Genomic DNA, 12,449 nt, shown 5'->3' on the forward strand with positions numbered 1-12,449 from the left:
AACACATAATATTATGAACGGGAAAACAAGCAAGATAAATAGTCGCAAGTTGAACAAACAATTACATCTTTGGTTAGGGCTTATCTCCGGTCTTATTATTTTCATCGTATCACTTTCGGGGACTCTCTTTGTGTTCTGTGATGAAATCATAGACCTTATAGCGGGCGATGCCAAGTATGTTGCCGTACCGCCACCTCCGACGGAGAAGAAGAGTATTGTAGAGCTCATGGAGGTGTTCAACCGTAAATATCCGGATAGAGAGCTTTTTTATTTTGATACATTTACGGATCCCGCCAGAAGCTTCAGAGTAGCCTCTGAGAAGAATGAGGGTGATTTCATGTACACTTACATGGACCCCTATACAGGAGATGTGCTCAAAAACAGCAGGTCTTACTGGTTTTTCTTTTACATTGCATCGCAGATACATGCCCAATTGCTTATGGGTAGCGTGGGGCATTGGGTGGTAGGTATAGCTACCATTATATTTTTTATAGAACTAGTCACGGGGTTAATACTATGGTTCCCGCGCAAGTGGAACCGCAAAGTGCTCAAATCACTCTTTCTCATCAAAAGGAAAGCACCGTGGAAAAGGGTTAATTATGATCTGCACAAGGTGATTGGCTTTTATATCATGATCCCTGCTCTTATCATCTCCTTTACAGGTATAATTATGGCTTTCAGTATGCTGGGCAATCTTACTCAAAAGGCATTTAATGGTATGCCCGACGGGTTCACGCGCATGAGAGAGTTTTTCCCTCCTCATCAGCCGGAGCGCCCTGTGCCCAGTTTTGATAAAGTTGTAGCCAATCTATTCGACCTGTATCCATCGGCACGTCAAGTCAGACTCACCACTCCTTTTGAAGAAAAAGGCACTGTTTATTACACTGCAATAGGTGAGAAAGTAGGGCTTAAGAGCCAAGATAACGGATTGTTCTTTTTCACCGATAAATATACCGGCATGCCTATCAAGTGCCCTCAGGTATTCACAAACCATAATACTATAGTCCAGACCATATATGACCTCCATGTAGGACATTGGTGGGGCTTATGGGGTAAGATAATCATCTTTATCACCGGGCTTGTATGCACGAGTTTACCTGTGACGGGATTAGTTATCTGGGTGCAAAGGCGGAAAAAACATTCATAAGATATATAAAGATAGGGTGCCGAAAAGCGAATTTCGGCACCCTATCTGTTGATTGGAATATAAGAATCTCTTTTTGTCTGAGAAGATGTTATTCCGCAGCCATCTCAGCCGGTATGGCTACGCTTTCAGGTAATTCTTTCTTCACTATTTTATCTACAATGAGAGAGATAGCGCCGTCACCTGTTACATTGCAAGCGGTACCAAAGTTGTCCATGGTGATGTAGAGTGATATCATCAGAGCTTGCATCTGCGGATCAAAACCAAGTATTGATTGTAGGATAGCCAAGGCCGCCATGATGGCTCCACCCGGTACACCCGGAGCTGCAACCATAGTAATACCCAGCATGAAGATAAATTGGCTGAAAAGCCCTATATCATGTGGCATGCCGTGCATAATCATCAATGCTAAAGCACAGGATACAATCTTGAGAGTACTACCTGACAAGTGTATGGTAGCACACAAAGGCACCGTAAAGCCGGCAATATCTTCAGTCACCCCATTGAGCTTACATTGCTTGAGCGTTACAGGGATGGTAGCTGCCGACGAACAAGTACCCAAAGCCGTGAAATAGGCCGGCAACATGCGCCACAAGAGCTGGAAAGGATTGCGCCTGACGATGGCTCCTGCCACTGAGAATTGTAGGATCAACAGTATGATGTGTAATGCGAATATGATACCTATAATCTTGATAAATACTAAAATAATGGACATTACTTGGCCCTGGAATGTCATATTTAGGAAGATGCTATAGATGTATAGCGGCAACAAGGGGATGATCACATGTACAATGACGTCTGAGATGATCTCCTTGAAGTCGTGCACTACATTTTTGAGTGAAAAGCTCTTTAGGCTTGCCATTCCCAATCCTAGGGTAAAGGCCAATACCAAAGCCGTCATCACACTCATTGCAGGCGGAATGCCTATCGTGAAGAAAGGCTGTAATGATGCTACTTCTTCGATAGCTCCCATATCTTCGCCCGGTGTTATGAGCGAAGGGAACACCGCAGAGCCTGTGAAGTATGCCAAATAACCTGAAAATACTGTGGATCCATATGCAATGGCTGTGGTGATAAGGAGCATCTTGCCGGCTCCTTTGCCTATGTCGCCTATGGCATCGGCTACCAAAGCCAGGATGATCAGCGGTATGACAAAGTTGAGAAACTCGCTGAATATGGCGTTGAAAGTAACAAATATTCTGACGAGAGGGGCATTAAAAATATAACCCGTTAGTATACCCAGGACAATGGCAATAAGAATCTTACCCAAAAGCCCTATGTGAAGTCTTTTTTTCATAGTTTTGTAATAAAATATTCATGGTTTAAAATTGTCCGTAAAAATATACAAATTTTACAATACGACAATCCTATATAGCAAATACAATAATTAAACGGCTCAAAAATTATAATTATTATACATATGCCTCTAATTCTGCGTCAAATACTTAGTATTTGTGTAATATTTTTTTTATGCAATGCTATTTTAAATGCACAATCTATCATTTCGGGTAAGATTATCAGCAAAGAAGACAGCAGTCCCATCTCTTATGCGGGAGTTTACATCAAAGAGACGAAGTCAGGGAGTGTGACGGATGATAAAGGACAATTCAAGCTTGAGCTGTCTCCCGGGGAGTATCATTTGGAAGTGCGCTCATTGGGGTTCAAAAGTCAGAGCCGAGTACTTGTTGTAAAGGACGGGAACATCAATGATCTTGTATTCGCTTTAGAGCCTCAGGTCTATCATTTGCAGGAAGTAAGTATAACGGCTAATAAGTCGCATGAAGATCCTGCGTATCCTATCATCCGCCGAGTGATGTACAGAGTCCCTATCTATCGCAATATGCTGCAACATTACAATATGCAAGCCTATACCCGTGGTACGATGTATCTTGCCAAGGTGCCTTTCTTTCTCCGAAATGTAAAGGTGAACGATGCTATCAAACTCAAGGATCTGGAGAAAAAGAATATGGTCGATGAGCGCTCCATCTCTGTTGTATTCGATGCTCCTCGCAAGTACCGACAGACCATCAAGGGCTACCGTACTTCCGCACCCAAGCAGTTTGCGAGTAAAGGGCAGAATGCCGATCAGCTGCTCACGCAAAACATTTACGATGAGGGCATAGGTATCAATTACTCGGAGTACAATGTCAATCCTATCACACCGGGGGCATATAATAAATACAAATATAAACTCGAGGGTACTTCACGGGAAGATGGCAAGGATATTTACCGCATCAGTTTCAGATCAGTAACCGGAGGCAAAAGTATTGCCTCGGGCTTTATGGACGTAGTAGGTGATGATTGGGCTGTGAAAACTTTGCGAATCAACATCAATAACATGGGCATTCTGAAGCAGGACATCACTTACAATCTCACAGAGGTGATGCCGGGAATGTATTTGCCTACTACTTTTATGATCAAGCTCAAGATCGAAATCATCGGGGTGGACACAGATTATAAGTACGTCACATCCATGAAGTACTCCGATGTCAAGCTAACCCCCTTGAGTCGCCGACTCTCTTCAGATCTGTCACAGTCGCTCCCGAGTAGTGGTAAGCTTACCAATAAGATTGTAGAGAAGCACGGAGATAAGATCAGAGAAGAACTCAAGAAGAAAGAAGATCCGCATTACGACCCCTATCTCGTCAAGAAAGAGCGACAAAACGAAGTCACTGCCCAAAAAGATTCTCTTGCCGATAATCAAGACTCTTTATACTGGAGCAAGATAAGTCCTATCCCTATGGATGATAGGGAGAAACAGAGTTTTCTCAAACGCGACTCCCTCTCCAAAGCATTTGAGTCTCGGAAGACGCTTGGTTTTATTCCCCGAAAGAAGCAGTCTAATGAATCCTATGATAGCTCCGGGTTCTTGTCTTCCTTGTTGAACGGACGCTCGTACAACAAGAAAAAGATTACTTATGGCTTCGAGGGAGTGCTGAAAGGCTTGCTGCACGATTATAATGTTGCAGATAGATTGGTCATGGGCCAAAAACTATTTCTCCACAATAATTCTCTTGGACTCACGTGGGATCTCAGCGGAGGTGCTTACTACGCACCAAGACGTAAGGTTGTGCTTTGGAATACTGACCTGAAGTTGGGGTTTGCTCATAAGCACAACGGATATATAGCACTGGAGGCAGGGCGCAGGACGGCCAACCTTGGCAAGCAATACAGCCAATCCGAAGTGATACAGAATATGATTTACACCGCCATTGACGGCAGGGGGCTGTTTGAGTTATATGACAGCCGATATGCCAAGGCTCGCGTTTCTTTCATGCCTCAGAGATCCCTTACTGTAGCTGCATCTGTCGATTTCTCCGATAACAGAGGTGTGGATATGTCCAAAATAGGAAGTATCTCCAAGAGTTATTGGGGCAACGTTGCTAATTTTATGAATGCTCGCAAAGACAAGGATGAGCATATCACTTTACAGTCGTCTAAGTCGTGGAGTATTCAGGCTAACATAAAATGGAATCCCACACCTTATCACAAACTCAATCGTTGGGGTCGTACGGAGTATGTAAACGAGGGAGAGAAGAGTCCTATAGTCAATCTCGGTACTCAGGTAGCTATTCCCGTGGTATCGGGTTGGGACAATGACTTTAGTCTGGTAACGCTTCGGGTGAATCAGCAGATCGAGATGGGCCGGTACTCTGAACGGTGGTTCGATTACTCTGCTACTATGGGGCGCTACCTGCATAAGAAAGTTCTCAATCCCGATAGAGCTCTGTACCTCAAAGGTAACAATGGCATGTTTCTCTTCAATAGCGAAAGCTTTTTAGAAGATTTTCATTCCTTACATCCATACACCGCAGTGGAGGGGATGACTTTTGCCAAAATAAACTTGTCGTATAGGGCCAATCGTATCTTGATCAATTACCTGCCGTTTGACTGGATCAACATGTCCGACGAAGCACTGTATCTCAAACTGTATACTGACTTCAAACAATCGCCTTACCTGGAAGCCGGCTACTCCCATGGTTTTTCGTCGTCTCTCCGCTGGGGAATCTTCTACGGAGGGTATAATGGATACAAGGACAAAGGTGTAGTTCTTCGCTTCAACTTTGATTTCTAAGGCTTCATCTCTCAGTACCTCTTTCTCATCCGCACGGCAATGCAGTGCACGCCCTTACACGTGTACGCACTGCCAAGCCCTTGTCTTGTTGCAGTAGCAAAGCAATGGATCCCCGTTAATGCGGTTATAAATCATTATCTTTGTAGCTTCATATTATAATAGATACATAGATCGATGATTTCAGTAGATGCACTCACCGTGGAGTTCGGTGGTTCGGCTCTTTTCTCCAATATATCTTTCGTTATTAATCCCAAAGACCGCATTGCTCTCATGGGCAAAAACGGTGCGGGTAAAAGCACGCTGCTCAAGATACTTGCCGGAGCACGCGAGGCTACACGGGGCAAAGTGAATGCCCCCAAAGACTGCGTAGTGGCATACCTGCCACAGCATCTGCTCATAGAGGACGGGCGCACGGTGTTTGAGGAGACGGCACAGGCTTTCGACAATATACACAAGATGGAGGCAAGGATCAATGAGCTCAACAAACAACTTGAGACGCGCACCGACTATGACAGTCCCGAGTATTACGCCATTATTGAAGAAGTATCGGCTTTGGGCGAGAAGTTCTACTCCATAGAGGAGATCAACTACGATGCGGCTATCGAGAAGATGCTCATAGGTCTGGGCTTTGTGCGCTCAGACTTCACACGCCAGACCTCCGAGTTTAGCGGAGGATGGCGCATGCGTATCGAGCTGGCGAAGCTCCTGCTCAAGAAACCTGACGTACTCTTGATGGACGAGCCCACCAATCACCTTGACATTGAGTCTATCCAGTGGCTCGAAGACTTCCTCATCGAAACGGGACAGACCGTAGTGGTGATAAGCCACGACCGCGCTTTTGTAGACAAGATCACTACCCGTACGATAGAAGTGACCATGGGACGCATCTATGACTACAAAGTAAACTACACCGAGTACCAGCGCTTGCGCGCCGAGCGTCGCGAGCAGCAGATAAAGGCCTATGAGGAGCAGCAGAAGTTTATAGCCGAGACGCAGGATTTTATAGAGCGTTTCAAGGGCACATACTCCAAGACCCTCCAAGTGCAGAGCCGCGTGAAGATGCTAGAGAAGCTGGAGCTGGTGGAAGTAGACGATATAGATACCTCTTCTATCAGGCTGCGCTTCCCGCCTGCACCACGTTCGGGTAATTATCCTGTGATGATGCGCGATGTAGAGAAGCAGTACGATGAGAAGCAAGTATTCAAGCATGTCAATCTTACGATAGAGCGTGGCGACAAGATCGCATTTGTGGGTAAGAATGGTGAGGGCAAGAGTACGCTGGTGAAGTGTATGATGCAGGAGATCCCTCACGGTGGTGAGCTCACCATAGGGCACAATGTGCGCATTGCTTACTTTGCTCAGAATCAAGCTTCGCTTTTGGACGAAAATCTCTCCGTATTTCAGACCATCGATGATATAGCCAAAGGCGAGATACGCAATAAGATCAAAGATTTGCTGGGAGCCTTTATGTTTGGCGGCGAAGCCTCTACAAAGAAAGTGCGCATACTCAGCGGTGGCGAAAAGACGCGCCTTGCGATACTCAAGTTGCTTCTCGAACCTGTAAATTTGCTTATCTTAGATGAGCCTACCAACCACCTCGACATGAAAACCAAGGATGTGCTCAAGCAAGCTCTGCAGGAGTACGACGGAACGCTTATCATTGTGTCGCACGACCGTGACTTCCTCGATGGCCTCGTGACCAAAGTTTACGAGTTCGGTGGTGGCAAAGTCAAAGAACACCTCGAGGGCATCTATGAGTTTATGGCTAACAAAAAGCTCGAAAACCTGAAGGAATTGGAAAAATAATCATTGTATATCAACCATCATGGCAGAGAATCTTATCATACAAGGCGATAGCCGCTCACAGCGCTATGAGACCCTCGTACCACAAATACGATCGCTGGTAGAGGGCGAGCGTAATCTCGTGGCCAATTTAGCCAACATCTGTGCGGCTTTGAGACAAACCTTTGGCTTCTTTTGGGTCGGCTTCTATCTCATAGAAGACGATCAGTTGGTGCTGGGGCCTTTTCAGGGCGATATAGCCTGTACCCGCATAGCTCATGGCAAGGGCGTGTGCGGCTCTGCATGGGCACAAGCCCGCACTTTCGTTGTGCCCGATGTCGATGCCTTCCCCGGTCACATCGCTTGTAGCTCTCAGAGTAAATCCGAGGTAGTAGTACCCTTGATCAAAGACGGTACAGTACGCGGAGTATTGGATATCGATAGCGACCGGCTCGATGATTTCACCGAAGAAGTCGATGCCTGTTATCTCGAGCAGATTGCCGACATCGTGACAGAGCTATTATAATGTAATGTATGATACGAGCAACTAACGGCTATCGACTCACGTGGGCAAATCGTCCTATCGATGAAGTCGAAATCATATTGCCTCCATCCAAAAGCATCATATCCCGTCAGCTCATCCTGCGGGCTGTGTCAGGCTTGCCATTGCTCGATCATACCATGCAGCCTGCCTTTTGGTCGCTCGACAATAAAGCCATTTTAGCAGCACTGTCACAGGCTGCCGAGGGCGTAGAGGTTATCAGTGCAGGCGAGTCGGGCACAGCTATGCGCTTGCTGGCGGCTTATCTGGCAGCAACAGTACAGACTCCCACCACTTTGTGTGGCCAGGGCAGGCAACACAGTCGCATCATAGCGCCACTTGTAGAAGCCTTACGATGCATGGGGGCCGACATCGCCTATTTGGAGAGTGAGGGCTACCCTCCGCTCCGCATCTCTCCCGCTAAGTTGTGTGGAGGGCGTGTTGAGCTCGATGCGTCGGTGAGTTCCCAGTTTATCAGCGCGCTGTTGCTTATAGCTCCCTTACTCGATGAAGACTTGGAAATCATCCTCACCAATAAACACCGCGTATCGGAGCCTTACGCACACATGACGGCCGCCATGCTGGCTCAGAGTGGTTGTGTAGTGGCAGAAAAGGGTAGCGGTTATCATGTGAGACAAGACCAAAGTGCTATCTCCAACCCCTTGGGGCTCGAAGCCGACTGGACGGCTGCGTCTTATTTCTATGCCTTCACGGCACTCTCGCCTTCTCCCGTCACTGTTCATCTCCCGTCACTGTATCTCGATTCTTTGCAGGGCGATTGTGCTTATGTGTGCAAGTTGTTTGAGGCTTTCGATATTGTTACACACAGGAACGACAATGGAGTGACTATCACCCGCAAGAGCGATCTCGGAGCGGATACGCTCACAGCGCACATGCAGCACTGCCCCGATCTTGTACCCACGCTCGTTTCGCTCTGTATCTGCAAGGGCGTGTCATTCGTATTCTGTGGTGTGAGTGCGTTGCGTACCAAAGAAAGTGACAGGCTTGCGGTACTTTCTCAAGAATTTGCTAAATTAGGATATAAATTAGATGTCAAAGATGATGAGATAGCATGGCAATCATCTTCAACTATCCCACATAAGAGGGCAAGCGAAGTGACCATCGACCCCGCCAATGACCACCGCATCGCCATGGCTTTTGCGCTGTGGGCTTTCTATGATGAGGAGGGTATCATCATCCAATCACCCGAGGTGGTGAACAAGAGTTTCCCCGGATTTTGGACTGAAGTCCAAAAACTGGGTATTACAATAGAAGAAAGGTAAATTACAGCATGGGAATTCTATGGATTATATTGGGATTGTTCCTTTTGGGTGTGGTAGCAGCCATTATAGGATATTACCAAAATAAAAGCAAAGAGAAGAGAATAGCTCGTGGGGAAGTGATAGAAGAACCCGAACCTCTTCGACCCGAAGGTTGTTGCGGTATGCACATCACTTGCGAAAAAGATAGCTTGCTTGCTGCCGTAAGCCCCAGAATAGTTTATTATGACGACGAGGAGTTAGATGCCTATTGCAACAAACCCTCCGATGAGTACACATCTCAGCAGACAGACCAGTTCAGAGAGGTATTGTATACCCTGCGGGAGGAAGACGTGCCGGGTTGGCTCAGGAGCTTGCAGTTGCGCCAGATAGCGCTACCCGATGAGTTGAAGTCCGAAGCGTTTCTTATCGTAGGCGAACACAGGGTACAACACGCTCATGATCTCTGATTACTCATAAAGCCTAAGCTATGACCTCGATACTCAGCTATCAGTTTTTTCAAAACGCTTTGTGGGCATCCCTGTTCACAGCTATTGTGTGTGGGCTGGTAGGCTCTTATATTGTGGTGCGTCGTATGGTTTTTATCAGCGGTGGCATCACCCATGCTTCTTTTGGAGGCTTGGGTTTAGGTTTGTATCTCGGGTTCGATCCCATGCTGGGGGCAGGTGCCTTCGCCGTACTGTCGGCTTTGGGTATTGCCAAGGCTTCGGAGACTGAGACGATAAGAGAGGACTCCGCCATCGCAGGTGTGTGGTCGCTGGGTATGGCACTGGGAGTGCTGTTCATGACACTTACACCCGGCTATTCTACCAATCTGGCATCATACCTCTTCGGCAATATACTACTCGTTACCACACAAGACCTCATCGCTCTCGCGCTCATGGCCCTGCTTATGACCATTGCTTTTGTGGTATTTTATCGCCCCATCCTTTACACCGCTTTTGATCCCGACTTCGCCCGTACCAAGGGTGTTCGAGTCAAACTTATCGAAACCCTCATGTTTATAGCTATAGCCATAGGCATAGTGCTCAGTATACGCCTGGTGGGCATCATGTTGCTCATGTCTCTGCTCACCCTGCCGCAGACGATCATGAATCTTTACACTTACAGTTTCCGTAAGATGCTGGTAGGCTCTGTGATCATAGCTTTGTGTGCCTGTGTTGCCGGTTTACTGGGGAGTTACTATTGGGGGTTACCCTCGGGAGCCTTTATTATCCTGGTATTGGTTACCCTCTTTATCTTCGCCAAGGTGGGGACCTCACTACGTCATTTCAAGGTCAAAACGATCTAACCCTCACTACTCACAACGGCATGACCAAGCGATCACTCATCTACGTTTTATCCTGTGTGATTTCAGTGGCGCTGTTGGCTTCTTGCGGCGTGAGGCGTAATACGCCTGTCTCCCGCTGGTATCAGGGGTTTACTACACGGTACAATGTGCTTTACAATGGTGAAAAAGCTTTTGATCAAGCGTATAAGTCCCGCCTTGTTCAGGATGATGTACACTTCTTTGCATTGCAGGAGCCCGATGTAGCACCGCTGCACAGCTCCGGTGATTTTGATATTGCTTTGCAAAAGGCGGATAAGGCCATAGCTGCTCATAGTATCATCACTTATGAGCCGGGAGGCAACACCCGTGAGCACAACCCCGTACTCTACAAAGTGTGGTTGCTCAAAGGCAAATCTATGTTTTTCAACGGTGATTACACAGGGGCATCAGCTGTGTTCGGCAGTATTTACAAGGAGGATACCTATACAGGGGAGGTGCGACAGGAAGCCCTGCTATGGAAAACAAGGTGTGACCTCCGCATAGATACCACCTCCTTACAGATACAACACATCATCGAGGTTACTACAAACCATCCTACCACGGTTCGCCTGCGTGAGCTGGCTGTCACAGAGTATTACTTGCGTACACCACATCCTGCCCAAGCCCTGCCCTATCTCGAGCAACTTTGCAGTAGAGAGCGCAACCCCTTACTTCTGGCTCGCTATTACTATATCATAGGTCAGCTCTACGAGAGCAATCACCAGCAACGCCGGGCGTACGATGCTTTTGCACAGGTGCTACGCCTTTCTCCCCCGCTGGGCCTGCTGTGTGCGGCGGAGATCAAAGCTTTGGAAAACTCGCCCATTACCTCCAAGGAGAGAACCTCCCGTGTAAAAGCTCTCCTTGCAAGTCCCAAGTACAATCAGAAAAGATCTCTGGTCTATCTCGCTCAGGCTCGTATGGCACAAGCTGCCGACGATAAGTCCGGTGCGATACATGCCTATGAGGCTGCCGTAAAAGAGATGGACTATAATGACCCCAACCTCAAACAGACGTACAGGCTTCTGGGCGATCTGTTCCTTGCCTCACGAGACTATACGGGGGCTTGGGATGCTTACAGCAACAGTAACATGGGGCTTACTCCCGAAGGAGCCGATACTATACAGGCACTGGCTGAGATCAGCGAGAATATGCGTGTGATACACAGGCAAGACAGCCTGTTGCTCCTGGCCTCATTGAGCGATACCCAGATTGATTCGCTCCGAAACAAGTCCGCTAACCTTGAAAATCCTTCTTCTGCAGACGACACGGATATGGTGGTATGGGATGCAAGAGGCAGTGGAGTTACTGCCATGGCTGTAAGTAATCCTTCTTGGGCTCATGGTTCGGTGCGAAAAGGTCGCTTTTATTTTGATGATCCTGTATTGGTCGAGCGTGGCAAGCAGGAATTTAAGCGCAAGTGGGGTAATAGGAAACTCCGTGACTTTTGGCAACAAAGTCGCCGTACCCAAAAGGCAAGCGAGAGACTTGCTGTCAACAACGATGCCCCTGTATCATATAACGAGATTTCTTCTGCCCCAACAGCCACGAACCCCGAAAGTACTATGGAAGTGCCACATACCCCACAAGCCGTCAAAGCCTCAGAAGCACTTATCATCCGGGCATATCTCGATATCATAACCACCCTACGTGACCGCCTGAGGCTCACTGATGAAAGCATACGTTATCGTCAGATACTTGAGAGACGTTTTCCTGATCAAATCCCACCGCCTACTCCATAAATCGATTTCTTGACCATTTCTAAGTCATCTTGTGCGTTGGGGATTACCGTTAACGTCTCATTTAGAGTAGTAAAAGATATGAAAGATTTCAAATCCAGTGCTTAGTGCTCAATTGAGACTGTTGCAAAAGTCAACAGAGTCATGGATTTTGGAGGCAAAGCCGACAAAAGACACTTTGACCGGGCAGAGAAGGTAAAGTGCAAGGCGCTAAGAGTGAGTGCACAGGGAGTTTACTTCCGGTAAATGACCAAGCGCGAATCTCGCAAGCAACGAAGCAATTTGCCTGCTATGCAACGGTCTCCAATGGTGCAAGGCCATAGTATTACCAGGCAACCGCATCAAAACATAAGGTGCTGATATTCAGATTCCGTTTTATCGCTCACCATCATTGCGAGGGCTCCCGCCCGAAGCAATCCGGATTGTGTTATTTTGGTTTGTTTTCCGGGTTGCTTCGCTTTCAGCTCGCAATGACGGGCGGTGGCGTGGTTACTTTGGCAGTAGTATGTTTTCGCATGCCGTCGTTTCGAGGGCTTTGCCCGAACAATAGGGTTTGATTATCAATAAATTGCCTTATCG

At 47.2% G+C, this 12,449-nt stretch carries 9 protein-coding genes; 8 read left to right on the forward strand and 1 reads right to left on the reverse strand.

Features of this window, described 5'->3' with window-relative positions:
• The first annotated feature begins 13 nt into the window (after positions 1-13).
• On the forward strand, positions 14-1,147 hold the full coding sequence (locus VYJ22_RS01700; protein ID WP_329904669.1) for a PepSY-associated TM helix domain-containing protein: 1,134 nt from the start codon (positions 14-16) through the stop codon (positions 1,145-1,147).
• 88 nt (positions 1,148-1,235) lie between these two features.
• Here VYJ22_RS01700 and VYJ22_RS01705 read toward each other — a convergent pair whose 3' ends face one another.
• A complete protein-coding gene (locus tag VYJ22_RS01705; protein ID WP_329904670.1) occupies positions 1,236-2,441 on the reverse strand; it encodes a dicarboxylate/amino acid:cation symporter in 1,206 nt (401 codons plus the stop codon).
• 123 nt (positions 2,442-2,564) lie between these two features.
• Here VYJ22_RS01705 and VYJ22_RS01710 point away from each other — a divergent pair, with 123 nt between their 5' ends.
• The 7 genes from VYJ22_RS01710 (at position 2,565) to porW (ending at position 11,873) form a co-directional block, all read left to right on the forward strand.
• A complete protein-coding gene (locus tag VYJ22_RS01710) occupies positions 2,565-5,219 on the forward strand; it encodes a DUF5686 and carboxypeptidase-like regulatory domain-containing protein (RefSeq protein ID WP_329904671.1) in 2,655 nt (884 codons plus the stop codon).
• A gap of 174 nt (positions 5,220-5,393) precedes the next feature.
• Entirely contained in the window at positions 5,394-7,025 is a 1,632-nt protein-coding gene (locus VYJ22_RS01715) for an ABC-F family ATP-binding cassette domain-containing protein (RefSeq protein ID WP_329904673.1), read from the forward strand.
• A gap of 19 nt (positions 7,026-7,044) precedes the next feature.
• A complete protein-coding gene (locus tag VYJ22_RS01720) occupies positions 7,045-7,527 on the forward strand; it encodes a GAF domain-containing protein (RefSeq protein WP_329904675.1) in 483 nt (160 codons plus the stop codon).
• Between the two features lie 8 nt (positions 7,528-7,535).
• A complete protein-coding gene (locus VYJ22_RS01725) occupies positions 7,536-8,825 on the forward strand; it encodes a 3-phosphoshikimate 1-carboxyvinyltransferase (protein ID WP_329904677.1) in 1,290 nt (429 codons plus the stop codon).
• Positions 8,826-8,833: 8 nt separating this feature from the next.
• Positions 8,834-9,271: a phospholipase gene (locus VYJ22_RS01730; protein ID WP_329904678.1), complete on the forward strand. Its 438-nt coding sequence runs from the start codon at positions 8,834-8,836 to the stop codon at positions 9,269-9,271.
• Between the two features lie 20 nt (positions 9,272-9,291).
• The gene (locus VYJ22_RS01735; protein WP_329904679.1) at positions 9,292-10,113 is read left to right on the forward strand and encodes a metal ABC transporter permease; all 822 of its coding nucleotides are present in this window, start codon (positions 9,292-9,294) and stop codon (positions 10,111-10,113) included.
• A 20-nt stretch (positions 10,114-10,133) separates the two neighbouring features.
• Positions 10,134-11,873, forward strand: coding sequence for a type IX secretion system periplasmic lipoprotein PorW/SprE (gene porW, locus VYJ22_RS01740; protein ID WP_329904680.1), 1,740 nt, complete (start codon positions 10,134-10,136; stop codon positions 11,871-11,873).
• Positions 11,874-12,449: the final 576 nt, after the last annotated feature.

Origin of the sequence: Porphyromonas pogonae, assembly GCF_036320655.1 — a bacterium.
Classification (GTDB): Bacteria; Bacteroidota; Bacteroidia; order Bacteroidales; family Porphyromonadaceae; genus Porphyromonas; species Porphyromonas pogonae.

Coding starts and splice junctions, on each gene's coding strand:
- VYJ22_RS01720 (WP_329904675.1), top strand. CDS start 7,045: ATGGCAGAGAATCTTATCATACAAGGCGATAGCCGCTCACAGCGCTAT.
- VYJ22_RS01705 (WP_329904670.1), bottom strand. CDS start 2,441: ATGAAAAAAAGACTTCACATAGGGCTTTTGGGTAAGATTCTTATTGCC.
- VYJ22_RS01715 (WP_329904673.1), top strand. CDS start 5,394: ATGATTTCAGTAGATGCACTCACCGTGGAGTTCGGTGGTTCGGCTCTT.
- VYJ22_RS01725 (WP_329904677.1), top strand. CDS start 7,536: ATGATACGAGCAACTAACGGCTATCGACTCACGTGGGCAAATCGTCCT.
- porW (WP_329904680.1), top strand. CDS start 10,134: ATGACCAAGCGATCACTCATCTACGTTTTATCCTGTGTGATTTCAGTG.
- VYJ22_RS01735 (WP_329904679.1), top strand. CDS start 9,292: ATGACCTCGATACTCAGCTATCAGTTTTTTCAAAACGCTTTGTGGGCA.
- VYJ22_RS01700 (WP_329904669.1), top strand. CDS start 14: ATGAACGGGAAAACAAGCAAGATAAATAGTCGCAAGTTGAACAAACAA.
- VYJ22_RS01730 (WP_329904678.1), top strand. CDS start 8,834: ATGGGAATTCTATGGATTATATTGGGATTGTTCCTTTTGGGTGTGGTA.
- VYJ22_RS01710 (WP_329904671.1), top strand. CDS start 2,565: ATGCCTCTAATTCTGCGTCAAATACTTAGTATTTGTGTAATATTTTTT.